The organism is Arthrobacter sp. B0316-1-20, from assembly GCF_059091865.1.
Window position 1 is genome coordinate 75,035 of record NZ_JBNHHC010000017.1, and the last position, 24,005, is coordinate 99,039.

26 protein-coding genes are annotated in these 24,005 nt (G+C 66.6%); 14 read left to right on the forward strand and 12 right to left on the reverse strand.

The annotated features are described in order from the left end of the window. Nucleotides 1–85: 85 nt before the first annotated feature. From AC5RW2_RS24915 to AC5RW2_RS24925, 3 genes are all read right to left on the reverse strand, one after another. A complete protein-coding gene (locus AC5RW2_RS24915) occupies nt 86–409 on the reverse strand; it encodes a hypothetical protein (RefSeq protein ID WP_493939357.1) in 324 nt (107 codons plus the stop codon). Continuing rightward, on the reverse strand, nt 406–807 hold the full coding sequence (locus tag AC5RW2_RS24920; protein ID WP_493952013.1) for a GNAT family N-acetyltransferase: 402 nt from the start codon (nt 805–807) through the stop codon (nt 406–408). The genes AC5RW2_RS24915 and AC5RW2_RS24920 overlap by 4 nt, the downstream gene beginning before the upstream one ends. Before the next feature lie 218 nt (nt 808–1,025). Then, the gene (locus AC5RW2_RS24925; protein WP_493963880.1) at nt 1,026–1,739 is read right to left on the reverse strand and encodes a TetR/AcrR family transcriptional regulator; all 714 of its coding nucleotides are present in this window, start codon (nt 1,737–1,739) and stop codon (nt 1,026–1,028) included. Nucleotides 1,740–2,046: 307 nt separating this feature from the next. On the opposite strand from AC5RW2_RS24925, the gene AC5RW2_RS24930 reads away from it, so the two are divergent. Then, nucleotides 2,047–2,286: a hypothetical protein gene (locus tag AC5RW2_RS24930; RefSeq protein WP_493963881.1), complete on the forward strand. Its 240-nt coding sequence runs from the start codon at nt 2,047–2,049 to the stop codon at nt 2,284–2,286. On the opposite strand, the gene AC5RW2_RS24935 is transcribed toward AC5RW2_RS24930, so the two are convergent. Next, nucleotides 2,250–2,960: a queuosine precursor transporter gene (locus AC5RW2_RS24935; RefSeq protein WP_493963882.1), complete on the reverse strand. Its 711-nt coding sequence runs from the start codon at nt 2,958–2,960 to the stop codon at nt 2,250–2,252. The genes AC5RW2_RS24930 and AC5RW2_RS24935 overlap by 37 nt on opposite strands. A 165-nt stretch (nt 2,961–3,125) precedes the next feature. Here AC5RW2_RS24935 and AC5RW2_RS24940 point away from each other — a divergent pair, with 165 nt between their 5' ends. Further along, nucleotides 3,126–3,578, forward strand: a complete 453-nt coding sequence (locus AC5RW2_RS24940; RefSeq protein ID WP_493963883.1) for a hypothetical protein — start codon at nt 3,126–3,128, stop codon at nt 3,576–3,578. 95 nt (nt 3,579–3,673) lie between these two features. Then, nucleotides 3,674–4,507, forward strand: a complete 834-nt coding sequence (locus AC5RW2_RS24945; RefSeq protein WP_493963884.1) for a hydroxymethylpyrimidine/phosphomethylpyrimidine kinase — start codon at nt 3,674–3,676, stop codon at nt 4,505–4,507. A 9-nt stretch (nt 4,508–4,516) separates the two neighbouring features. Here AC5RW2_RS24945 and AC5RW2_RS24950 read toward each other — a convergent pair whose 3' ends face one another. Both AC5RW2_RS24950 and AC5RW2_RS24955 read right to left on the reverse strand, forming a co-directional pair. Beyond that, nucleotides 4,517–5,077 (reverse strand): DUF421 domain-containing protein, encoded by a 561-nt coding sequence (locus AC5RW2_RS24950; RefSeq protein ID WP_493963885.1) that lies wholly within the window; start codon nt 5,075–5,077, stop codon nt 4,517–4,519. A 173-nt stretch (nt 5,078–5,250) separates the two neighbouring features. Then, a complete protein-coding gene (locus tag AC5RW2_RS24955) occupies nt 5,251–5,877 on the reverse strand; it encodes a malonic semialdehyde reductase (protein WP_493952020.1) in 627 nt (208 codons plus the stop codon). Nucleotides 5,878–6,205: 328 nt separating this feature from the next. On the opposite strand from AC5RW2_RS24955, the gene AC5RW2_RS24960 reads away from it, so the two are divergent. Beyond that, nucleotides 6,206–7,141, forward strand: a complete 936-nt coding sequence (locus AC5RW2_RS24960; RefSeq protein WP_493963946.1) for an NADP-dependent oxidoreductase — start codon at nt 6,206–6,208, stop codon at nt 7,139–7,141. Nucleotides 7,142–7,208: 67 nt separating this feature from the next. Further along, a complete protein-coding gene (locus AC5RW2_RS24965; protein WP_493963886.1) occupies nt 7,209–7,577 on the forward strand; it encodes an iron chaperone in 369 nt (122 codons plus the stop codon). A 12-nt stretch (nt 7,578–7,589) separates the two neighbouring features. Here the strand turns inward: AC5RW2_RS24965 and AC5RW2_RS24970 are convergent, their stop codons facing one another. After that, the gene (locus tag AC5RW2_RS24970) at nt 7,590–8,069 is read right to left on the reverse strand and encodes a TetR family transcriptional regulator (protein WP_493952022.1); all 480 of its coding nucleotides are present in this window, start codon (nt 8,067–8,069) and stop codon (nt 7,590–7,592) included. Nucleotides 8,070–8,387: 318 nt separating this feature from the next. Between AC5RW2_RS24970 and AC5RW2_RS24975 the strand changes: the two genes are divergently transcribed. Then, a complete protein-coding gene (locus tag AC5RW2_RS24975) occupies nt 8,388–9,614 on the forward strand; it encodes an MFS transporter (protein ID WP_493963887.1) in 1,227 nt (408 codons plus the stop codon). A 432-nt stretch (nt 9,615–10,046) separates the two neighbouring features. Here AC5RW2_RS24975 and AC5RW2_RS24980 read toward each other — a convergent pair whose 3' ends face one another. Further along, nucleotides 10,047–11,483, reverse strand: a complete 1,437-nt coding sequence (locus AC5RW2_RS24980) for an aldehyde dehydrogenase family protein (RefSeq protein WP_493963888.1) — start codon at nt 11,481–11,483, stop codon at nt 10,047–10,049. A gap of 320 nt (nt 11,484–11,803) precedes the next feature. Between AC5RW2_RS24980 and AC5RW2_RS24985 the strand changes: the two genes are divergently transcribed. The 5 genes from AC5RW2_RS24985 (at nt 11,804) to AC5RW2_RS25005 (ending at nt 14,901) form a co-directional block, all read left to right on the forward strand. Beyond that, nucleotides 11,804–12,874 (forward strand): NAD-dependent epimerase/dehydratase family protein, encoded by a 1,071-nt coding sequence (locus AC5RW2_RS24985; protein ID WP_493963889.1) that lies wholly within the window; start codon nt 11,804–11,806, stop codon nt 12,872–12,874. 80 nt (nt 12,875–12,954) lie between these two features. Then, nucleotides 12,955–13,170 carry a hypothetical protein gene (locus AC5RW2_RS24990; protein WP_493963890.1) on the forward strand — a complete coding sequence of 72 codons (216 nt, stop codon included), beginning with the start codon at nt 12,955–12,957 and terminating at the stop codon, nt 13,168–13,170. 52 nt (nt 13,171–13,222) lie between these two features. Next, nucleotides 13,223–13,648: a hypothetical protein gene (locus tag AC5RW2_RS24995; RefSeq protein ID WP_493952027.1), complete on the forward strand. Its 426-nt coding sequence runs from the start codon at nt 13,223–13,225 to the stop codon at nt 13,646–13,648. Nucleotides 13,649–13,726: 78 nt separating this feature from the next. Next, entirely contained in the window at nt 13,727–13,936 is a 210-nt protein-coding gene (locus AC5RW2_RS25000) for a hypothetical protein (protein ID WP_493952028.1), read from the forward strand. A 419-nt stretch (nt 13,937–14,355) separates the two neighbouring features. Continuing rightward, a complete protein-coding gene (locus AC5RW2_RS25005) occupies nt 14,356–14,901 on the forward strand; it encodes a hypothetical protein (RefSeq protein WP_493963891.1) in 546 nt (181 codons plus the stop codon). A gap of 18 nt (nt 14,902–14,919) precedes the next feature. Here AC5RW2_RS25005 and AC5RW2_RS25010 read toward each other — a convergent pair whose 3' ends face one another. Both AC5RW2_RS25010 and AC5RW2_RS25015 read right to left on the reverse strand, forming a co-directional pair. Further along, nucleotides 14,920–16,227: a Y-family DNA polymerase gene (locus AC5RW2_RS25010; protein WP_493963892.1), complete on the reverse strand. Its 1,308-nt coding sequence runs from the start codon at nt 16,225–16,227 to the stop codon at nt 14,920–14,922. Then, entirely contained in the window at nt 16,220–16,639 is a 420-nt protein-coding gene (locus AC5RW2_RS25015) for a LexA family protein (RefSeq protein WP_493952031.1), read from the reverse strand. The genes AC5RW2_RS25010 and AC5RW2_RS25015 overlap by 8 nt, the downstream gene beginning before the upstream one ends. A 312-nt stretch (nt 16,640–16,951) precedes the next feature. Here AC5RW2_RS25015 and AC5RW2_RS25020 point away from each other — a divergent pair, with 312 nt between their 5' ends. Further along, the gene (locus AC5RW2_RS25020; RefSeq protein WP_493963893.1) at nt 16,952–18,826 is read left to right on the forward strand and encodes an HNH endonuclease signature motif containing protein; all 1,875 of its coding nucleotides are present in this window, start codon (nt 16,952–16,954) and stop codon (nt 18,824–18,826) included. A 15-nt stretch (nt 18,827–18,841) separates the two neighbouring features. Here AC5RW2_RS25020 and AC5RW2_RS25025 read toward each other — a convergent pair whose 3' ends face one another. Further along, a complete protein-coding gene (locus AC5RW2_RS25025; RefSeq protein ID WP_493963894.1) occupies nt 18,842–19,159 on the reverse strand; it encodes a hypothetical protein in 318 nt (105 codons plus the stop codon). 195 nt (nt 19,160–19,354) lie between these two features. Between AC5RW2_RS25025 and AC5RW2_RS25030 the strand changes: the two genes are divergently transcribed. After that, nucleotides 19,355–21,946, forward strand: a complete 2,592-nt coding sequence (locus AC5RW2_RS25030) for an ATP-dependent Clp protease ATP-binding subunit (protein ID WP_493963895.1) — start codon at nt 19,355–19,357, stop codon at nt 21,944–21,946. A gap of 151 nt (nt 21,947–22,097) precedes the next feature. Here AC5RW2_RS25030 and AC5RW2_RS25035 read toward each other — a convergent pair whose 3' ends face one another. After that, a complete protein-coding gene (locus tag AC5RW2_RS25035) occupies nt 22,098–22,796 on the reverse strand; it encodes a TetR/AcrR family transcriptional regulator C-terminal domain-containing protein (protein WP_493963896.1) in 699 nt (232 codons plus the stop codon). A 100-nt stretch (nt 22,797–22,896) separates the two neighbouring features. On the opposite strand from AC5RW2_RS25035, the gene AC5RW2_RS25040 reads away from it, so the two are divergent. Further along, nucleotides 22,897–23,943, forward strand: coding sequence for an NAD(P)-dependent alcohol dehydrogenase (locus tag AC5RW2_RS25040; protein WP_493963897.1), 1,047 nt, complete (start codon nt 22,897–22,899; stop codon nt 23,941–23,943). Nucleotides 23,944–24,005 lie beyond the last annotated feature (62 nt).

Sequence of the window (24,005 nt, forward strand, 5' to 3'; positions counted from 1 at the left end):
GCAACTCCCCCGCGCACACGAAGACCGCCGTCGGATCCAAAAGATCACGACGGCGGCCTTCCGCGATGAGGGCCCTATTTACCGCCTAGGCGGCAAGCACGACGTCGGCATGCTCGCCCTGTGCCTCGGGTGCCAGGATCTTCAGCCGGCATTCAGCCTGCAGCGGGTCGGCATATTCGGGCAGGAATCCAGATACCGCGCATGCCTGCAGGTGCCAGAGGACGGCTCCGTCCACAGAAGCATGCGTCAGATCGATGGCCACTTCCAGACCCGGCGCCAAGGAGTTTGCCCGCTGCGCCAGCGAATACACGGCCAACACGTTGCGCTCGTCGACCCGCCCGCGCACGTCGATGTGCACCGCTGAGAACTCCAAGTCGACTCGGACGGTGACCTTAAGTTTGCCACTCACCGTGCTGCCGCCGTGGCCGCCGCCGAGGAGCGGATAGCGTCTGCCGGAACACGGCGCCGGCGACGTGCGGCGCGGGCCTTGCCTTCCAGCGCCCACGACTTGTGGAACCGGCTGCGCTGCTCCCGCGGAACCAACTGCAGGAACACTGGATGGCCGAAGACCTGCTGCCTGGCTTCCTGGCAGAAGGGCAGGACACGCAGGCGGCGTCGATGCGCCTCCGCCAACGCCCGGCGCACCAAGGCCTCACCGTGTCCCGATCCGCGGTGCCAACGGTCTTCTTCGATCTCGAGGAGCCACATTTCGCCGTCTTGGATCTTGTACTTCAGCGACGCCGCCACTTCACCATCAACGTAGGCATCGAAGCGTGATGCGCCGTAGTTGTCGCGTATAACCTGCATGCCTTCTCCTCATCCATGCGCAGTCCGGCGGCGGGGCCTTGCCAGGCCGGCCTACCTGCTGCGAACCCATGTCTCCGGCGAACCGGAGCCAAAACAGTAATCATGCTTACGATGTAAGCAAAGCATGCTTAGTATCATTCTGCCAAGTCAGCCGGTGAATTCCTGTCGGCCGGAAGGCGAAATTTGGTCGCGCGGAGAATCGCGGGCAGCAGCGACTGTCAGGCGAGCTGGCTATCCAGCCGGTCCAGCAGGGCATCAAGCGCCGCGTCGAACTCCTGTTTGGACCGGTCTTCCGACAGCAGGCCCTGCAGTTCCTGCAGCAGGGGGTACTCGGTCAGGTCGGCCTTGCTGGAGGGCGAATGGCTGATGTCCTCGACCGGGCCGATATCGGCCCCGAGCGCCGCGACCTCCAGCAGCAGGTGGCCGATCAGGAAGCTGCTGAACGCCCGGTAGGCCTCCACCGCGTCCTCATTGCTGAACCCCGCATTCGTCATCGCCCTGAGGAAAGACTCCACCCAGCGCAGGCTCCGCAAGGGCGGGCGCACCCACGGCGCTTCGGCCGGCCGGGTGGCAATCAGCGGGAAGACCTGGGGATGTTTCACGGCCATCCGGCGCAGACCATGGGCCAGCCGGAGCAGGTAATCCTGCCAGCCATGGCGCGGCTCCACGTAGACCTCTGGATCGCTATACAACTCGTCGACCACCGACTCCACGATGCCGTCAAGCAGGTCCTCGCGCGACGGCACGTAGCGGTACAGCGACATGGCTTCAACATCCAGCTCTGCTCCCAGACGCCGCATGCTCAGTTGGCGGACGCCGTGCTTCTCGATAAAGACGGCGCCGGCCTCGAGAATACGCTGCCGGTCCAGCCGCTGCCTGTCGCCACCGGGGTGGTCCCCGTCTGGCGAAGCGGACGTTTCGGACTCGGCCATTGAGCACTCCCTCCTGCGATTGCGCACCAGCCTACGCGCCGCGATTCGCCCTGTCCCCCCTCGCCTCCGGCGGCGAGACCTCCCCTGCCCGAATCCCGTACCGCCGGTGCGTGATTTTCCGCTTCAGGCCGCGGTTTTTCCGCTATCGGAGAAGGTTGGGAAAATTCCCGGTAAAGTGCCCGATCGGGGATGCCAAGGGCGGACCTTACACTGTAAGCTGGCGAATCCGGGACTCGTTCCTTCATCCGAGGGAGAGGCCCGGCTAGGGCAGAGGGACCTTCGTCTGGCCAGATAGGAAGTTTGCACGATGGAAGAACATCTGAAGGATGTATGGACCGCTTCGGCAGCAGTCGAGGGGTTGCAGGTGGAGATGGACCAGGCGGAAACGCATCTGGACGTGGCCATTGATATAGCCCTCAAAGCCGGGGCCGCGCCGGAGGAGATCCTCGGAGCTGCAAACCTGACTCCGTCGGAACTCAGCGAGCGCGTCCCGACACTGGCCATCGACGATCAGCCTGCGGACGGTTCCGAAGCCAGCGCGCTGTAGGACGGTTCACGCTTTTTTACCCAGCCGATGACGGCGGTGGTGACGGGGACGAAGAGGAACTCCACCAAGGTCTTGTAGATGAAGCCGGCCAGTACGTAGTTGACGAACGTGGGGAAGTCGTTGATGCCGATGATGGACGCCGCTATCGAGCAGAAGATCAGTGTGTCGGCGAATTCCCCAACCCCGGTGGAGCCCATCAGGCGCGCCCACAAGCGGCGTTCGCCCCAGCGTTCCTTCATCCGCACCAGCACCCAGGAATTCAGCGTCTGGCCGACCAGGAAGCCCAGCAGGCTGGCGAGCACAATCAGCGGCACCGGGCCGAGCGCACCCTCCAAGGCTTGCTGTTTCATCTGGCCGTAGTCGTCGTCGAAGCCGGGAAGTCCGATAATGACCCAGTAGCAAAGCGAGGCGAAGGCCGACAGGGCAAAGGTGGTGACGATGGCCTTGCGCGCCACCTTGAAACCGTAAACTTCGCTGATCACGTCGCCAAGGATGTAGGCCAGCGGGAAGAGGAAAAACCCGCCGTCGGTGATGATTGGCCCGATGACCACACCCTTGGCGGCGCCGATGTTGGACAGGATCAGGACCACGGCCATGACGGCAAGCATGATGCCAAAGTAGGGGCTGCCGATCGAGGCGAAGCGGGCAGGTGTCCGGGATTGCAGTTCAGTCATTGTGGAGATTCACCCTTGTAGAAGTGGTTCGCGCGACGCTTCACCCCCTCTGGGGCCTGACGAAACGTCGGCTGTATTAGCACTAGTGGGCCCGCCTGCCACCCGGACCGCCATCCATTCTCCCACGGCCCGGCAGTTCCTGAGCCGCCGCCCTATTCTTGCTTTATGAGCCAGGAACCGGAGCTCGACGAGTTCGAGCGGAACAACCCGCGCCACCGGGTGACGTTTGGGTTCGGGGCCTTTGTGGTCGGATTCCTGGTGGCGATCTCCGTTTTCACACTGGGCGCACTGCTGCTCACCCTGGTCGGCGGCCCGGTCAACGGCCACCAACTGGCGTCGGCAGCACTCCTGGCACTGGTCGTCGGACTCTATGCCGGCGGTGTCGGACTGGTTGTCGGGGTACCTATCGCGTTTGTGCTGGGCCTGTTGCTGCGGCCCGTGGCCAACCAGTGGCTGCACGTACTGGCTTTCTTCCTGGTGATGACCGCGGCGTCGTTCCTGATCTTGGTGTCGCTCTCCAGCGGCGACCCGATCGGCACACTCGAACTGGCAGCGCTGATCGGGCTGGCTGCCGCGATCGGCCGCTTCAGCGTGTGGAAAATGATGGATATCCGCTGACCGACCCCGGCTCCGCGGGCCGCTGCACGTTCGCCCAGAGGTGAGCGCCGCCGTCGTCATTAGGAACCGGAGGGCGGCGGGTGGAAAATAAGCGCATGTCTGTTTCCATCACCGAAACCACCCGGCCCGCCATCACGTTGACCATTGCCGGCTCCGAAGCCACCGGCGGCGCAGGCGCGCAGGCCGACCTGAAGACCTTCCAGGCGCTGGGCACCTACGGCATCACCGCCCTGACCTGCATTGTCTCCTTTGACCCGAAGGACAACTGGAACCACCGCTTTGTCCCGGTGGACGCCGGCGTCATCGCGGACCAACTGGAAGCCATCCAGACCTGCTATGAAGGCTCCCTCAAGACGGTCAAGCTGGGCATGCTCGGCTCGCCCCTGACGATCGACACGGTCGCCGCGGCGCTGAAGAACCAGCAGTGGGACCATGTGGTCCTGGACCCCGTGCTGATCTGCAAGGGGCAGGAACCCGGCCACGCGCTGGACACCGACCAGGCGCTCAAGGCCCAGATGCTGCCGCTTGCTACCTTCGTTACCCCCAACCACTTCGAAGCCGAGTCCCTGTCCGGCATCACGATCAACGACGTCGAAGATTTGAAGGCGGCCGCCAGGATCATCCATGACGCCTCCGGCGCGGCCGTGCTGGCCAAGGGCGGCGTGCGGTTGGCGGGCGCAGACGCGGTGGACGTGTTCTACGACGGCGACACCCTGGAGGTTCTCTCCGCACCGAAGGTCGGCGAAGTGGCCGTCTCCGGCGCCGGCTGCTCCCTGGCCGCCGCGGTGACCGCCGAGCTGGCCAAGGGCGCCACCCCGCTGCAGGCCGCCAAGACCGCCAAGACCTTCGTTACCGAGGGCATCAAGGCCCGGGTGTCCTCCAACGCTCCGTTCGACGCCCTGTGGCAGGGCGGCGCCACGCTGTCCTGATCCAGCAGGTCACGATCCCTTTCCGCCACGCCAAAGCAGCTCCTGCGGCATCCGGTCCGCGCCGACAACTCCGTCCAACAACGCGGGATCGATGGGCTGACCACGGCGGAGCACGCTGACCTGCCCGGTGGATTCGAGCACCACGCAGGCAACTTCTGACGGGTGCCGAATGCCTGCCAACCGCAGCTTGGCCCGCACTTCATCCTCCACCACATGGGAACGGGTGAGGTTATCCCGCAGCATGTCCTGCCCGGCCATCAGCAGCACCGGGCGACAGGTGACGAGTCGCGCGCCCCTCCGCAGCCGGCGAACCTGCCCGGTGATTGCCTGCAGGGTCAGCAGCGTGATCAGCCCCAACAAGCCGGCTGCAAGCGTTGGAGTGTAGCCCAGGATGGCCCTGCCGATCACGGCGCCCAACGCAATGACTGCGGCCAGATCGAAACTGGACATGCTGGCGAGTGTGCGCTGGCCCAGTACACGAATCACCAGCAGTACAGCCCCGTAGAGAGCTATCGCCGAAACGACCACCCTGAGTGCATCGGCCCATGTTATGCCGTAGTCGTGCCACATCTCGGTGCCTCCTCAACTCTGCCACCGGCTGCCGACGGAGGGCTAATGGCATTTAACGTCGTCGCCGGCCTACCCGGGCTATAGCTTAAATGCTCGACGGCGGTGCCCGCCCCGGGAAGCTCGCAAGGCCCCGGTGGGGTGGGCACCGCCGTCGTCAGCGGTTCAGGAAGGGGTCAGACCGTCTGGACGGCGATCTCGGCGTCCAGGCGCGGCAGCCGCGGGAACCAGGGGTTCTCGCCCGGGGTGCCGACGTTGACCACCATGAAGGTGCGGTTGGCGGTTCCGGCGTTGAAGTCCTCGTCGATGCCGGCGGCGTCGAAGGCACCCATCGGGCCGGCGTGCAGGCCCACGGCGCGGACGGCCATGATGAAGTAACCGGCCTGCAGCCACGCGTTGTTCTTGGCTACCTCGGCACGCATTTCGGCGTTGCCGTCGAACATTTCCTTGCGTTCCGGCGCATGCGGGAAGAACGTCCCGAAGTGCTCGTGCCAATCGGCGTCGTAGCTGAGCACGGCGACCATCGGAGCGGTCTCGGTCTTGGCGCGGTTGCCCTCGGCCATGCGTGCGGCAAGCTTCTGGCGGGCTTCTGCGGAGCGGACCCAGGTGATGCGCAGCGGCTGGTTGTTCATCATGGTCGGGCCCATTTTGGCCAGCTCATAAATCGCGGCGAGCTGCTCGTCCGAGACCGGCTCGTTGGAGAAGGTGTTCGCGGTGCGGGCCTCCAGGAACAGCTGGTCCGCGGCCTCGCGGTCCACGGACAGCAGGTTTTCCAGGTTGACCTCAGCGGTTTCGACGCTCATGGGACTCCTCAAGTTGGGGGTGTGGTGTCTGCTTGGGTTAACGCCGTGGCCCGGTGCCGGAATTTCTCCGGGCGGGGTGACCTTCGCTACACCGAGGCCTGCGTGGGCGTCCGCTTGCTTGCGTTGTTGTCCGAGTTCAGCAGGATCTGTCCATGATGCTCACCACGGCAGGTGCGCATCGCCGTCGTGAATGGGCCTGTATGGGGTGCGCACATCCTCCGTGTGCACCTGCCCGCGCGCCCGCGGCGCCATGGAAAGCACCGCTGCCCGCCACTAGGGTGGACCGAAACAGGAAGCAGCAGGAAGGCGGTTCCCCTTGGCCAAGAGCATGCGTGCGATGACGTACTCCCGTTACGGCGGACCGGAGGTGCTGGAACAGTCCGAGGTCCCGCAACCGAAGGTCGCCCCGGGGACGGTGCTCATCCGCGTGAAGGCCGCAAGCGTGAACCCGGTGGACTGGAAGGTGATGTCCGGCGGCCTGGACGGGATGTTGGACGTCCACTTCCCGGTGATCCCCGGCTGGGATGTGGCCGGCGTGGTGGAGCGGGTCGGGCCGGATACTCCGGAATTCTCGCCCGGCGACGAGGTGTACGCGTACGGCCGCCGGGACACGGTGGCCGGTGGCACCTATGCGGAGTTCGTCGCCTTGCCTGTCTCGATGGTGACGCGGAAGCCTCAATCGTTGAGTTGGGAACAAGCCGCCGGCCTGCCGCTGACCGGCATGGTGGCGCAACGGACCCTGGATGCTTTGGCACCGTCCACCGGCGAAACCCTCCTGATCCACAACGGCTCCGGTGGGGCCGGCCGGATCGGTATCCAACTCGGCGTCGAGCGTGGTCTCCGGGTCCTTGCCACGGCCTCGGAGAAGCACCACCAGCGGCTGCGGGAACTGGGTGCCGAACCTGTGGAATACGGCGCCGGCTTGGTGCACCGCGTTCGCGAACTGGCGCCGCAGGGTGTGGACGTGGCGGCCGACTTTGTGGGCGGCGTCTTGCAGGACACCCAAGCCGTGCTGCGCAACGGCGGACGGCACGCGTCCATCGCCGACCCGGCGGTGACCGAACACGGCGGCCGCTTCATCTGGGTGCGTCCATACGGATCGGAGCTGGCACGGCTGAGCGAACTGGCCGATGCCGGCAAGCTCAGCGTGGACGTCGACCGCGCCTTTCCGATGGACCAGGCAGCGGACGCCATGCGGCACAGTCAGCAAGGCCACGCCTCTGGGAAGATCATACTGACGCCGTTCACGGGGCAGGCCGGGTAAGCGGCAGCACCCAGATAAGTGGCGGCACGCCGGAATCAGGTGGCATGACCAAAGGGGGCGACCAGGGATGGCGGAAAAGTTTTCGAACGTCGACGATTACATCGAGTCGTTTCCGGAAGACGTGCAGACCATTCTGCAGGAAGTCCGGCGGACCATTCACAACGCCATCCCCGGAGCCGGCGAACAGATCAGCTACGCCATCCCCGCCATCATGTTCGAGGGTCACTACCTCGTCTACTTCGCCGGCTGGAAGCATCACGTCTCGCTTTACCCATTGCCTGAAGCCGATGCAGCGCTGAAGCACGACATGGAACCCTACGTCGCAGCCAAGGGGACCTTGAAGTTCCCGCTGGGCAAACCTGTTCCATACGACCTGATCGCCCGGGTGGTCAAAGCCTTGGCCCGGCAGCGCGGCCACGACGCCACTGGTGCGTGACGGCCCGGCGGCTTAGTCCTTCTTGTCGCCCCGGGCCTTCGGCTGCAGCTCGGCCAGCAACTCCTTGAGCCGCTCGTCGGTCAGATAGGTCATGCCGGTGAGGACGTCCGTGATCCGGCGCCGGTCCGCGGGCTTGAACCGCGTGCTGTCCAGGATGTCGGATACCCACAGCCCGTCCATCGCCAGCCGGACGATGATCCCCAGGATGCCCACGGGCTCGCGCGGATCCAGGTCCTGCCGGTCCAGCCGCTGGTTAAGGTAGATCAGCGATTCGGCCAGGTTCGGTTGCCGGATCGCGGTGGACAGCAAGCCCGCCTGGTTGCGGTCGTTGTTGGCCCGTGCGTCGGAGAACGCCGCGATGTAGGCCCGCTCCTCCGCGCCCAGCGGCTCCGGATCGGCGTCGGCCCGCTCGCCCAGCTCGTGCACCAAGTCCATGATGATGGATTCGACGTCGCGCTCGACCTCGTCGATCGGCGCCCCAGGTTCAAACATTTATGCCCTCCCGTGGTTCCCGGCGATTTTGCCGCCTCAGCCAGTCTATCCACAGCCGCCACGCCGCAGGCGGCCCGATGGTTTCCAAACCGGGCGCCCCTTGGTTTCCGTGTCAGCCGTCCCGTGGACTCCCTGATAGCCGCCCCATGGTTTCCGCGCCGGCGCCGAGTCAACTCTCCGCACGACGCCTTCCGGAGCCCGGATCCGAGTCAACTATTACGACGCCGACGCCCGTCTTACGTGCCGTGCGTCACCTTACCCCCGGGCCCGGTTAGTCTGGTCAGGCAACAAAATCGGCACTCGTGCGGAAGGAGCACCATGACCGCACCCATCGCCACCCGGCAGCGGGCAGACGCTGCGTGGATCGTCGTCGTACTTGCGGGCGTCACCGCCGCCATGCACATCTGGAAGCTGCCGACCGCCATTCCCGTCATCCAGCACGAGCTCAACATGTCCTTGGTGCAGGCGGGCGTCCTGCTGGGCGTGGTGCAGGTAGCCGGTATGGCGGGTGGTTTGGCGGTCTCGTTGCTGGCGGAACTGATTGGCGCGCGGCGTTGCCTGCTGGTCGGCCTTTGGCTGCTCATCGCCGGTTCGGTCATCGGCGGCTTCGCAGACTCCGCCGTCGTGCTCATGGCCTGCCGCGCGCTGGAAGGCGCCGGCTTCCTCCTGACCACGGTGGTGGCGCCCGGGCTGATCCGAGCCAGCACCCCGCTGGCCCGGGTGAACATGGCCGTCGGCTTCTGGAGCGCCTATCAGGGCTTCGCCACGTTCACCGGGCTGGTGGCCAGTGCGCTGATTTTGCAGGCCACTAGCTGGCATGTCTGGTGGTGGATCATGGCTGCCCTGACCCTGGTGCCGATCCCGCTGGTGTTGAAGTTCGTGCCGCAGGACCCGCCGCGCGATGGCTCCGGCCTGCCCGCGGCCGCCCGCCGCATCGGCCGCACCGTCCGCTCCCCCAAACCCTGGATCGCCGGCGTGGTGTTCGGCTGCTACACCGTCCAGTGGATGGCGGTGGTCGGCTTCCTGCCCACCATCTACCAGCAGAACGGCGTCACCGGCATCTGGGCGGGCATCCTGTCCGCGGTGGTCGGCGGCCTCAATGCGGTGGGAGCCATCGGCACCGCTCCCCTGTTGCAGCGCGGCGTCCCGCCCCGGCTGCTGCTCATCCCCACCTTCATCCTGATGGGCACGACGACGGTGCTCACCTTCGCCGTCGACTGGTCCGCCGTGCCCGGGGGCATGGCGATCCAGTTCGCCTGCGTGGCCGTGTTCTCCATGGTCGGCGCCGTGATCCCGTCCACGCTCACCCGCATGGCAGTGGACCTGGCACCGCCGGACGGTTCCACCCCGGCCGCGATGGGCCTGATGCAACAGATCTTCAACGTCGGCAACTTCACCGGCCCCGCCATGGTCGCCTGGCTGGCCACCGCAACCGGCGGCTGGCAGTCCACCTGGTGGATGACCTGCACGTTCGCCCTGCTCGGGATTGGACTGAGCCTGTACCTGAGCGAGAAGCGGCTGGGCCTGAACTTCGCCCACCGGTGACCCCGGGGTCTGGGCGGCGCTGCCCCCTGGGCGATGCCGGTGCCGCCCACCGGAGACGCCCGCGCTGCCCACCGGCGACGCCGGCGCATGCCCCTCTGGGCGATGCCGGCGCTGCCCGCCGGTTTCGCTCCCAGGTATAGGAGTAACTTCCCATCTTTGGCGGCCACCAAAGTGCGCTGACTAGGAGAAACGTCTGGAGCCCTCGCCGAGACGTGGGAGCGAAAAACGCGAGACTGCCGGTCTTCACCGCTTGCCGCGAGGCCCCTGCCACCCAGCCCTCCGTCTCTTGCCCTCGTCCCGGCCGCGGAGGTGGAATCACGGAAAGAACAACGACGGCGGGGCTCGCCCGCCGTCGTTGTCTCGCCTGTGAAGGTGCCGATAGTCAACGCGGCCGGCCCGGACCGTTCCGTCCGGCCAGCCGCGTTGCCGTGGTTAGCCGGCGATGACCTGCGGGGCGCCGAGCTGCTTGAGACCCTCGACGCCGAACTCGAGGCCGTAGCCGGACTGCTTGGCCCCGCCGAACGGGACCCGGGGATCAATGGCGCCGTGCTTGTTGATCCAGACCGTGCCGGCTTCCACCCGGGCCGCGACCTCGCGGGCCTTGGCCGGGTCGGAGGACCAGACCGAGGCGCCCAGGCCAACCTTCAGCCCGTTGGCCATGGCCACCGCCTCGTCCACGGTGGAGTACTTGATGATCGGCAGCGCCGGACCGAACTGCTCCTCGGCCACCAGCGGGTTGTCGTTGTCGATGTCCGCCACCAGCGTGGCCGGGTAGAAGTAGCCGGCCTGGCCCTCGTCCGGGTTGCCGCCGGTGAGCACGCGGGCGCCGGAATCCTTCGCCGCCTGCACCAGCTTCGCGACGATGTCGTACTGGGCCTTGTTCTGCAGCGGGCCCAGCACGTTGTTCTCGTCCAGCCCGACACCCATCGGCATCTGCTCGGCGACCTCGGTGAGCGCGGCGCACACGTCGTCGTAAATGTCCTCGTGCACATACAGCCGCTTCAGCGCGGCGCAGGTCTGGCCGGTGTTGATGAATGCGCCCCAGAACAAATCCTGCGCGGCGGCCTTCGGGTCGGTGTCCGGCAACACGATGCCCGCGTCGTTGCCGCCCAGTTCCAGGGTCAGGCGCTTCACCGTGTCCGCGGAAGAGCGGATGATCGCCTTGCCGGTGGCGGTGGAACCGGTGAACATGACCTTGTCGATGCCCTCATGCGCGGCCAGGGCCTCGCCCACGTCGCGGCCACCCGGAACCACGTGCAGCACGTCCGCCGGCAGCTCGGTGTTGAGCACCTCTGCCAGCGCCAGCACGGACAGCGGCGTGTATTCGGAGGGCTTCATCACCACGGTGTTGCCCATCCGCAGCGCCGGGGCCAACTGCCAGATGCTAATCATCATCGGCCAGTTCCACGGCCCGATCGCACCCACCACGCCCAGCGGCCGGTAGTGCAATTCGGCGTGGTTGCCGTCTTCCTCCACCAATGTTTCCGGCTCCAGTTCGAACGCGGCAGTGGCGCGCAGCCAGCCCGCGCAGGCGCCGACCTCGAACCGGGCGTTCGGCCCGTTCAGCGGCTTGCCCTGCTCGCGCGAAAGCAGCTCGGCCAGCGCCTCGGCATTGGCCTCCACCGCATCGGCGGCCAGGTTCAGGTACTCGCTGCGCTCGGCGTGTCCGCGCCCGGCCCACTCCGGCTGCACGCGGCGGGCGGCCTCCACGGCGGCGTCCAGTTCCGCGACACCCGGCTCCGCCACCCGGCCGACCAGCTCACCGGTAGCCGGATCCTTGATTTCCCGCCCGCCCTCGGCCGGCTGGATTGCTGCAAGCAATTCGGCAGCTGAAGCGAAAGTACCTTCGGCAGTGGTCTCGGTGGTCATGGTTTTTCCTCCCCGTCTCTGACGACAACTGCCTCCAGCTTGCCGCAGACCCGGTGCTGCTCCTTAGACTTTGCGCGCCGAGGACTTGACGCTGAGCGCACAGCTTCGTTCAGCAGCCGAGCGACGGCCCACGGCGGTCCTCACCCGCCGGCAAAACAAAGTGGTGCACTATCTATGGATAACAATCAACGTCCGGCTTAAATAACCGCTCTGACCTGCAGCTATGCCCTGGACCGATCCGGGAAGAACACCTCCTGCGACAGACGTCGCCCGCTTCCGGCCCTCGCCAAGCCCCGGCATCGGCGGGTAGCGTCTGGAGCATGCGAATTGCGGTGGTCGGGGCCAGCGGAAACGTGGGAACAGCGCTTTTGCGGCGCCTGCATGCCGCGCAACGCGAACGCACGGATGACTTGGACATCGTCGGGATTGCCCGGCGCCTGCCGGATGCCACGCAAGCACCCTACGACGGCATGACCTGGGTTGCGCTGGACATCACCGCAGGGGATGCGCAGCAGAGGCTAGCCGAAGCCTTTAAGGGGTGTGACGCCGTCGTCCATCTGGCTTGGGTACTGCAGCCGAACCACGACGAAGAGCAGATGCGCCGGGTGAACGTGGACGGCACATCGAATGTGCTGGCCGCTGTCGTCAACGCCGGCGTCGGGCAGGTGGTGTGCGCCTCCTCGGTGGGCGCATACAGCCCCGGGCCGAAGGACTCCCGGGTTAGCGAAGACTGGCCGGCCCGCGGCATCGAAACTTCGCACTACAGCCGGTTCAAGGGTCAACAGGAAGAACTGCTGGACCAGTTTGCCGACGACCATCCGGAGATCAAGGTGGCACGGTTGCGGCCGGGCCTGATCTTCCAAGCCAAGGCCGGCAGCCAGATTGGCCGCTACTTCGTGGGACCGTGGATCCCGAAGTTCTTTGTTAACCGATTGCGGCTGCCGCTGTTCCCGTTTCCGGAGGAGTTCGTGTTCCAGGCGCTGCATGCAGATGATGTGGCGGACGCCTATTGGCGCGTGCTGGATCAAGGTGCCCGGGGAGCCTTCAATGTGGCCGCCGAACCCGTTATAACGCCCGGCTTGGTGGCTGGCCTATTCGGTGCCCGGCGCTGGCTGCCCGTCCCCGTACCGCTTGTCAGGTTGCTGGTGGGCGCGGCCTGGTCAGCCCGGCTGCTGGCCAGCGACCCTGGATGGGTGGACATGGCCCGCGCCGCCCCGGTGATGGACACCAACCGCGCGAGGACAGAACTCGGGTGGAACCCGCGGGTAGATTCGGTCTCGGCGATTCGGGAGGTGCTCCATGGCATGGCCGCTGCAGGAGGCGTTCCGGAATCGCCGGCGATGCGCCCGCGGAGCCGCTGGACCCGTGCGAAGCCGCGGGCCGGCGCGTAGTCTGAGCCGCAGAGCGCCGCACAAAAGAACGCGGGGCCCTGTCCGATCCCCAGAACGACACACTCGAGAAGGAGGACCTGATGGACAACAGCGAGAATCCTCGTTCGGAGCACCCGGACGATCTGGAAGACGAATCCCAGCGCCCCGGCGCGGGCGACAAGGACGACAACGACGTCCATGAAGCCCACATCCCGGTGCACGGCGATGAAAAGCTGGCCGACGATCTGGCCAAGAAAGCCTACGGCGACAAGGACCACGACGGCGAAGCCGATACTCCCAACGCGCCGTTCCCCTAGGCCCTTCAGACAGAGCACCTCCATCACCCACACCGTATGAAAGGAGCACCCCGTGAAAGGGAAACTCGTGTTTGGCGCCGGCCTGGCCCTTGGATTCGTCCTGGGCTCAAAGTCGGGACGGTCGGCTTATGAATCGCTGAAAACCAAGAGCCGAGAGCTTTGGCACAACCCCACCGTGCAGGACAAGGTCCACGAAGCAACGGGCGCGGTCAAGGACAAGGCCCCGGGAGTCGCTGAACAGCTCACCGAGGCAGCCAAAAAGGCCAGCTCCGCGGCGGCATCCAAGTTGCCCGGAAAGCATGGGAAGGGCGACGGCGGGGCCTCCACCGGGACCACGACCACCGTCGGCGACACCGTCACGGATCCGGCCCTCAACGACACAATGGGACAGGACTGGACGGACGAGGGCGGCGCCATGCCGGGCAGTCCGGCCGCCAGCGACAGCGATGGTCTGCGTCCGCCCGGCCCCGTCGTCTGACTTCTCGGACCAGCGGCCGGCTCAAAACACAGCCAGCGGCCGGCGCCGGACCACACAACATCTGAGGGAAGGACGGGCATGACCGAAAGCAGCGAGGACAAGACGCCACGCGGCCAAGAGGACCCTTCGGCGGAAGCGGGCGTCGCCGAAGAGGCGTCGCAAACCGATTCCGCGGGGAAGCCTGGGGACACAGAGGACACCAGCGCACCGGCAGGCCCGGCTGAAGAGAAAGACCGGAAAACACCGGACGACCGCGGCCTTACCACGGACACCAGTCCCAGCGATTAGCCCGCACCGGCCGGGCGGCGATGACAACGCAGCCAGCGTGTTGCCGCCGCCGGCTGGTCGGGATCCGGAGGAGCCAGCACGGCCGATGCAGGGCGTTGGTGGGCCGATGCAGGGCTGTTGGTGGGCCCACGCAGGTCTCTTAAGGCGGGGCTGGCGCCGTTCGAATTTAAACCTTTCACTCAGTTGGGGGGTCTCGTCTCCTCCAGCCTGCGCATCCCGGCCCAACGCAGTAACGACCCAGTAACGCCGGCAGGACTAAACCGATGCCACGCCCCGAAGCGGTGGCGCTCCTCGTGTCAGCGAGGTGCTCGGAACTGCTGAACAGAAGCGTGAGCCGTGGCCAGGAACATTCCCATCCTTCTTGACGACGCCGGCGCCAATGTCGGTGCAGTGGGCGGCAGCGATAGGGATCAAGCGCGGTGTTTGAGTACAAGCTGACACCGCAGTTGTCGGTCTCGTTCCAGCGTTACCGTTACCCCGACCACGGTATTGTTTACGTCGCGCCTGCCAGTCTGGGAACCTTGCCGTTCTGCGCCGCGGCGCCTGAGGGCCTGACAGTCCCTTCCCCGGACGGAGAGGCCATCTGGATCGGTTTGCTGACCCGAATCGTCCCCAGCGAACCGCTTCTCGTGGGAATGCTGGCCACCGCAGCCGACGGGCAACGCCTGGACGCCGTCGGCGGCGGGCCTGCCGAAGGGACAATGCCCCTGGCTTGGCTCCGGGTGCCTGAGATGCGGCAACTGCTGGGCATTTCCCATCACGACGACGGCTGGTGGGCGCTGGCCCGCGACGCGCCCTTCCCCGGGGCGCCGTCCTGCGTTTCCTTGACGTTGCTGGCACGGCCAGAGCGCCCCCGGCATGCCGCTGCAGTTGGCTTGCCCATCCAACTGACCGATCCGGCCGCGTTCGAAAGCATCTGCCACACCCGCGTACCGCCGTTGCAGCAGGACTCCGCCCACGGCTGACCCCGACCCGGCTGACCCCTACGCCTTGACCACCGGGAGGTCCGCCCACTCGGTGGTATAGCGCGGCGAGGAGAATTCGCGTTTCATCGACCACGCTGCCGGCGCTGCCAGCCCGCCTTGGCCGAGCCCGATGGCGGCTTCGCCAAATTTGGACCGAACGGCACCGAGTAAGTCGCCGATGTTGCGCTGGTCCAGGTCGCTGACGAACGGGTCGAAGGCCTCCTGGCCGGCCGCCGGCTCAAGCCCGGACAGCAGCACGCCTGCCCGGACATAGTGGGCGCCGGGAATGAGGCAGCCGCGCATGGCGGCCACGGCTGCCTTGGTCAGCTGGATGGGATCCTGCGTAGGCGCCGGCAGGTGCACGCTGGCGGCGGGAAACGATGCCTCGCCGCCGGCGAACCTGCTGGTCCCGGCGGTCACGGTCAGCACCGAGGCGCGCAGCCCCTCGGCAGCCATCCGGGCCGCACCGCGCTGGGCGTAGACAGCCATCACCTGGTCCATCTCCTCCAGCGTGGTCACCGGCGTGGAGAAGCTGCGCGAGAACATGATCTGCTGCTTGTCCGCCCGCTCCTCGGTGTGCGGGATGCAGGCCGTCCCGTTCAGCTCCAGTACTGTCCGCTGCAGCACCACGGAGAACTTTTTGCGGATCACCTGTGGATCCGCAGCCTTCAAATCGGCGATCGATTCGATCCCGATGGCGTTGAGCCGTTTCCCGGTCCGCCCGCCCACGCCCCACAGCCCGGTCACGGGAACGCGCGATTGGATCCACTCAATGTCCGGCGCCGGCATGGAACCCAGCGAACAGACTCCGGCCATCTGCGGGTTTCGTTTGGCCACATGGTTTGCGAACTTGGCCAGCGTCTTGGTGCTGGCCACGCCCACGGACACCGGTACGCCCACCTGCCGGGCCACCGCGGCACGGATCCGACTCGCCGTCTCGCGCAGTTGCGGTTCATCCCCCGGCAGCCCCAGAAACGACTCGTCAATCGAGTACACCTCTTGCCAGGCGCCGAACCGGCCCAACACTTCCATCACCCGGGCGCTCAGGTCTCCATACAGCTCGTAATTGCTGGATTTCGCGACCAGCCCCCAGGCTTTGGCACGTGGCGCCACCTGGAACCAGGGCGTGCCGGTCTTCAGCCCCAGCTGTTTGGCCTCCTCGGAGCGCGCCACCACACATCCGTCATTGTTAGACAGCACGACGACGGGGCGGCCCTCGAGCGACGGATCGAACACCCGCTCGCAGGAGACATAGAAGTTGTTCACGTCTACCAGTGCAATCCGTTCACGGGGCGTCGCCGCTTCGGCCCGTCCTTGGTTAGACATGGTGCAGGCAGCGCGTCGCCACGCCCCAAATGCTCAGGTCGCCGAGTTCGCCCACCTCGGTGGGGACGCCGCCGTCGTCCGTCTGCAACTGCACCCCGTCGGCGGCCAGATGAAGCCGCCGCACCACCAGTTCGCCGTCCAGCACGGCAATCACCACCGACCCATCGCGCGGCTCCAGCGAACGGTCCACGATCAACTCATCGCCGTCACAAATTCCGGCCGCCGCCATCGAGTTTCCGGCCACACGCATCACAAAGGTACTGGTGCGGTCCCGGATCAGGTGCCGGTTCAGGTCGATGCCGCCATGGAAGTAGTCCCGTGCCGGGGAGGGAAAGCCGCGGGCGTCTTCGGGCGTCCCGCTGCCCAGATCCGGGCCGGCGGACGCGCCGGAGGGCCGCTCCAAGCCGAACATGACAAGCCCCCATCTTCGAACGCATCTTCGAAGATCAGAATATCACCCCGGGAACTTCGAATGCCTTGGGACTAGCTCGGCCGACGCAGGGCCTCGACCGGCTGGACCGACTTTCTTGGGAGCGCAAAATCGCTGACCACGGCGTCCGCGTCTCACATGGGCTTGGCCCCGTCTTCCGCAGGTGACATGAGGTTCACCAGTCTCACGTCGGAGCTCGGTCGACTTGTCCTCCACAGGCTGGGGACAGCCGCGGTTATCCACTTGAGCCGAATACTCGTTCTACTCTGAGCTTGCGCTGCATAGCGTTGAAGCATGGCAGCGGAACCGTGGGACGAGGCACAGGAGCCGGAGGAGCACTCCAGCACCTCAGCCCCGCTCGACGACGCCGCCCCGGCCACCGGCTCAATCGGCCCAACAAGCCCTGCCGCCGCCAATCCTCCCGAGCAGGGAATACCTGGCTCCGATAGCGATGCCGCTTCTTCTCCCACACCAGCAGCTGATCAATCCAGTTCCGGCCATGTCGCCGCTGATGGCCCCGTGGTGCCCGACCCTGCCGGCACTTCAACGAAAGGCCCTGCAGCACCGGCGACCGAACCGGGTGCCACAGGAGAGAGTGGCACCACCGGGCTTGGAGAACCGGCGGGGCGGGAGTTGTGGGAGGAGGATTGGCGGGAGCTGGAACCGGCGGAACTGGCCGGGCTGCTCGCCGGCACCGACCCCGGCAGCCTCGATGACTGGTCGGTGCTCGAATACCTCAAGGCTGTGCGCAAGCACGAGGCCTGGACCCAGTCCCGCCGCGCCCGCGCCATCGACCGGATGGCCGTGCTCCGGCCCGCTACCGGCACCGATGCCGGCGCGCCGGACGGGATCAGCCGGCACGCGGCGCAGGAACTCGCCCCCATCCTCGCCGTGCCCGGCAAGCAGGCCGCCGCGGAACTGGCCGACGCGCACCAGATCGCCACCCATCTGCCCGCCACCCTCGCCGCCCTCGATGACGGCGCGATCGACCTGCCCCGCGCCGCCGCGATCGCCCGCAAAGGCGCCGACCTGTCCCCGGAGACCTTGGCCGAGTTCGAGAACGCGGTGCTGCCCGGCGCCGGGGCCATCACCCTCGAATCCGTCCACGCCCGCGCCCGGACCGCCCGCGACCGGCTGTATCCCGAATCCCTCGAGTCCCGGCACCGGGCCGCGATGGAACGGCGTACCGTCCAATACCTGCCGCAGGACGACGGCATGGCCGAACTCTACATCCGCACCTCCGCGGACAAAGCCCTGCTCGCCTACAACCTGATGCAGGCCCATGCCAGGAAACTGCAGACCGCCGAGGAGACCCGCACCCTCGGCCAGCTCCGCGCCGACGTCTTCACCGACATGCTCCTGCGCTACCCCGACCACGCCTACCAACCAGCCACCACCACCACCGCCACTGGCACTGGCACGGGCAACAGCGCTACCGCTGCGACAACAACACCGGAAGCCCGGGCCACGACGAAAAGCGAAACCGCCGCCAAGGAGACGGCCTCCGCGGACACTGCAACCGGTCCGGCAGCGTCCGGATCGCCCGACCAGGGCTCCTGCACCTGCGGCGGCGCGAACACCACCGCCTCCGTCGCCGTCACCGCCCCGCTGCCCACCCTGCTCGGACTGGCCGAAGACCCGGGCGAACTCACCGCCTACGGACTCATCCCGCCTGAGATGATCCGCAACCTCACCGCACTGGCCAAATCATGGCTCCTCGTGCTCACCGACGACTACGGCCAAGCCATCGCCGCGGCCAAAGACCTGCGCATCCCGCCCGAATGGCTCAAACGCCTCGTCCGGCTACGCGACCGGCACTGCCGCGGCTTCGGCTGCACCGTCCCCGCCGACCAATGCGAGATCGACCACACCATCGCTTGGGAAGACGGCGGCAAAACAGTCCCCGAAAACCTCGCTGCCCACTGCAAACCGGACCACAAAACCAAACACCACGGCGGCGGCACCGTCACCCAAGACACCGACGGCACCCTGCACTTCACCACCCGCTCCGGACACACCCACACCACCACCCCCGACGAAAACTGGGCCATCACCTACCCCACAGCAGAAGGGGAAGGTGGCAGCGAGGTGGAGCCTGATGATGCCAACGGCCGTTACCCCGCTGGAGAAGGTCGAGAACAACGGGACGACAATCCCCCGCCCTTCTGAGAAGCAGTCAGTACGTCACGCGGCGCTTTGGATGATGCTCTGCACGCGCTTGGGGCTCAGACGGACGGTGACCGGAAATTCAGCCCAGTACTCTGCCTCTTTGGCCAGTTCGTCGAGCAGGCGCTGGATTTCCTCTGCGTTCATTCCCGCCTTGTACCCGTCGATAATCACCCCGCCAAGGTCCTGTGCTGCGTCGTCATAATTCATATAGGCGTCCCTGATGCCTTCCTTGGCCTGCTCGCGCAAATATGCCTCCAGTCGTGGCCCTCCCTCCCGAAACAGCCGCTCAAGTTCTTCGCGCCGCTTCACGAACGCCTCTCTGCTGTCATTCATGATCCGCTCCTCGACTCCTGATGCCGGCAAGAGCAAAGCTACGCTCCGCGTCGATCCGCTGCCGGCGTTATCCCCATGTGTAGGCATCCTCAATATGAGTCGGCATGACTCAACTTTTCCCAACTTCTGGAATAAACTTCATCATGAAGCGTTAACATGAGCGAAAGGCACTCAAGTCCACGGAAGGATTCATCAATGCCATTGTTCTTCGGACCCGCATCCGGCAACGGATCATTTGACGAGTTCCTGGTCCGCTACCTGCAGGGCCAGCGCGCGGCGCAGTCCCGCCGCACGGTCGACATCACCCGGCTGCTCAGCCGCCGCACCCACGAAGTGCTGGGGCAGGCGGCCGCGTTCGCCGCTGGCCTCGGCCATACGGAGGTGGATGCGCTGCACATTCTGCGCGTGATGGCCGAGCAGGAACCGGCTGCCGGCCAGATCAAGCTGACCGGCGCCAATCCGCAGGACATCGTCCGCGCCGCCGAGCAGCGCCTGCCGGAAAAGGCCGAGCCGATCGGCGAGGCGCCGTCCCTGACCCCGTCGGCGCAGCGCGCCCTGCTGGATGCGCACCAGGTGGCCCGGGCGTTCGGTTCCACCTACATCGACCCGGAGCATCTGTTCGCCGCGTTCGTCCTGAACCAGGAAGCCGCAGCCGGCCAGATCCTCGCCGCCACCGGCGTCACCCCGCAGGCACTGCAGCAGGCCAACGCGGCAGAAGCAGCCCAGGCCCAGGCCGGCCCGGGCGGCAGCGCCGGCACCCAGCAGGAACAGAACTCCGGCTCCGAGACCCCCATGCTGGACCAGTTCGGCCTCGACCTGACCGCACGGGCCCGCGAGGACCAACTGGACCCGGTGATCGGCCGCGCCGACGAGATCGCGCAGACCATCGAGATCCTGGCCCGCCGCACCAAGAACAACCCGGTCCTGATCGGCGAGGCCGGCGTCGGCAAGACGGCCATCGTTGAAGGATTGGCCCAGGCGATCGTGGACGGCGACGTTCCGGAGCAGCTGCGCGGCAAGCGCGTCATCTCGCTGGACCTGCCCGGCATGCTGGCCGGCACCCGCTACCGCGGTGACTTCGAGGAGCGGCTGACCAAGACCATGGACGAAATCAGCACCGCCGGCGGCGAGCTGATCGTCTTCGTCGACGAACTGCACACCGTGGTCGGTGCCGGCGGAGGCGGCGAGGGCGGCATGGACGCCGGCAACATCCTGAAGCCACGGCTGGCCCGCGGCGAGCTGCACCTGGTCGGCGCCACCACACTGGGCGAATACCGCAAGGTGGAAAAGGATCCGGCCCTGGAGCGCCGGTTCCAGCCGGTGATGGTCGGCGAGCCCTCGATCGAGGACGCCGTGCAGATCCTGGCCGGGTTGAAGGACCGCTACGAGGAGCACCACCAGGTGACCTACACCGACGAAGCCATCCGGGCCGCCGTCGAGATGTCTTCGCGCTACATCACCGACCGTTTCCTGCCGGACAAGGCGATCGACCTGATCGACCAGGCCGGCGCCCGACTGAGCCTGCGGCGCGGCCCCCGCGTTGATGTGGAGGCGCTGCACGGCCAGCTGGCCTCGCTGGAGTCTGCCAAGAACGCAGCCGTGGCGGAGGAGCGCTACGAGGACGCGTCCACGCTGCGTGATGAGATCGAGGCGCTGAAGGCCAAGATCGATTCAGCCCAGCCAGCCACCCATGCAATGGAGGACAACGACGGCGGGGCGAGCCTCGGCGTCGCACCCTCCGATGTGGTGGGCGAGGCGGAGATTGCCGAAATCATTGCCCGCGCCACCGGCATTCCGGCCGCCCGGCTGACCCAGGGCGACCGGCAGCGGCTAACCCGGCTGGAGGAGGACCTGCATGCCCGGGTGATCGGGCAGCACGATGCGGTGACCGCCATCGCCAAGTCCGTGCGGCGCAACCGCACCGGCATGGGCGACGAGGGCCGCCCCGTCGGCAGCTTCCTGTTCCTGGGCCCCACCGGCGTGGGCAAAACCGAGCTGGCCAAGGCGCTGGCGGAGTCGCTGTTTGGTGACGAGAACGCCATGGTGCGCTTCGACATGAGCGAATACGGCGAGCGCCACACCGTCTCGCGGCTGGTCGGCGCCCCTCCGGGCTACGTCGGCTACGGCGAGGCCGGCCAGCTGACCGAGCGGGTCCGTCGGCATCCATACTCGGTGGTGCTGCTGGATGAAGTGGAGAAGGCGCACCCGGACGTGTTCAACCTGCTGCTGCAGGTGCTCGACGACGGACGCCTCACCGATGGGCAGGGCCGCACCGTGGACTTCCGCAACACCGTGGTGATTATGACCTCCAACCTCGGTTCGGAGTTCCTGGCCAGCAAGAGCGGAGCCTTGGGCTTCACCGCCAACAACGGCGTGGACGGCTTCGCCTCCGAGCAGGACTTGCGCGCCCGGGTCATGGGCCGGCTGCGCGAGGCCATGCGGCCGGAGTTCCTGAACCGGATCGATGAAATTGTGCTGTTCCGCAAGCTGGAGAAGGAGCAACTGCGCTCCATCGTGCGGCTGCAGCTGCGCAGGTCCGAGGCCCGGCTGGCCGCCCAGGGCATCTCGCTGGCGGTGGACGAAGCCGCCGTGGACTGGATTGCCGAGGCCGGCTACGAACCGGAATACGGTGCCCGGCCGCTGCGCCGCGTGATCCAGCGCGAACTGGACGACCGGATTGCGGACCTGCTGGTGGCCGAGGCGGTGGCTGACGGTGGCCGGATCCGCGTGACCGCCGGCGAGGGCGGACTCCGCGTGACGGTCGACAGCATGGCCGCCGCCGCGTAGCCGGCTGGCAACCCGGTTCGCTTTCAACTGAGGGCGGGGCGCTCCATTCGACCAGTTCGTCGATGGGGCGCCCCGCCCTCGCGGTTGTTCGCACTCTGCTGGCGGATCCAACATCCCCGGAAAACGCGGCCGAGGGCAAGCCCTTCGCCGGCTAGGTCGCCCCTGCCTCGACGCCACCGTGATCCGGCAAATGAGCGGCCAGGCCATCAAGGATCAGGTCCAGACCGAAGTCGAACTCGTCGGCAAAATCGTAGCCGGGCTGCAGAACGTGTTGCAGCGCAAACTCGCGCAAATGGGGATAGTCCCCGGCGCTGAACATTTCCACCATCGGCCCGGCGACGTCCGCCAAGCTCTCCGGTCCATCGAACGGCAACGCCGCCGCCTGTAAAGCTGAGCCATACACGTAGGCGTCCAGCAGGGCGTAGGTATGCGCGGCCAGGGGAAGGGAAAAGCCGGCCGCGCGGAGGGTACCGAGGACCGCGTCATGGTGGCGGAGGTTCGCCGGCCCAGGCACGGTCCGGGATTCCATCAGGGCAATCGCCCACGGGTGGCGGCGCAGCACATTGCGGGCGGATACTGCCCGCCGCTTCAGCTCGGCTTTCCACTCGCCGCCCGGTACCGGCAGCTCGATCTCGCTGAAGACGGCATCCACAATGCCGTCAAGGATCTCGTCCTTATTGCGCACATAGTGGTACAGGGACATCGGCTTGGTCTCTAGGGACTTGGCCAGCGAGCGGATAGTCAGCCCGGCCAGCCCGCCGCCATCGGCTATGGCCATGGCCGACTGCAATACGCGTTCGCGGCTGAGCGGAAGTCGTTCTGCGGGCGGATCAGCGGATTTTTCATTCATTGTTCCGGAAACTATAGCATTCTCGTACTTTGTACGATAACTTCGTACAAAGTACGAGAATCAGCAGTCACACCGTCCGATCCTCACGAAGGAAGCCCCCATGGAACCGAAAGATTCATCCGTTCCGGCAGCCCAGACGCCCCCAACCGAGGGCAGCGCCACCACACGGGGACGCACCATGCGCGCCATTGTGCAGTACGAGTACGGATTGGCCGACGCCCTGCATCCGGCCACCGTGGCGGTGCCGGAGATTGCCGAGAATCAGGTGCTCATCCGGGTCCGTGCGGCCGGGCTGGATCGCGGAACGTGGCATATGGCCACCGGCCTGCCCTACCCGGTCCGCGCCGTTTCGGGCTGGCGGGCTCCCAAGAATCCCATTCCGGGGCTTGATGTCGCGGGAACGGTGGCCGAGGTGGGCGCTGCCGTCACGCGATTCGCCGTCGGTGACGAGGTCTTCGGCTTCGGCAAGGGCTCCTTCGCGGAGTACGCGGTCGCCTCCGAGTCTCTGCTCGCCCTGAAGCCGGCCGCTCTGACCTTCGAGAAGGCGGCGGCGCTTCCGGTCTCCGGCTTGACCGCCCTGCAGGCACTGCGGGACGCGGGCAAACTCCAGGCCGAGCAGCACGTCCTGGTCACCGGCGCTTCCGGAGGCGTGGGCAGTTACGCCGTGCAGATCGCCGTCGCCATGGGCGCAACAGTCACCGGCGTGTGCAGCGGCGCCAAGGCGGATCTGGTGCGCGGCCTCGGCGCCGAAACCGTCATTGACTACACCCGCGAGGACTTCGCCGCTTCCGGCCGCCGCTACGACCTGATCGTGGACACGGCCGGCAACCCGTCGCTGAAGCGCCTGCGCCGGGCACTGGCTCCTCGCGGTGCGGCGGTCATCGTCGGCGGTGAACACGGCGACCGCTGGACGGGTGGGCTGTTCAGACCGATCGGCGGCATGCTCCTCTCGCTCTTTAGCCGGCAACGTTTTGTCATGTTCATGGCACGGCAAAACGCCGCCGACCTCGAGCGGCTGAGCGAACTGACTGCCGCAGGCGGGGTGACCCCGAGCATCGACCGGACCTACCCGCTGGAGCAGATGCCGGTGGCAATCGGCCGTCTGGACGCCGGAGAGGTTCGGGGCAAAGCCGTCATTACCATCTAGCCACCCGGCCAGGCTGGCTCCTCAACCACCGGACAAAAAAGCATCAGCGGCACCGACACACA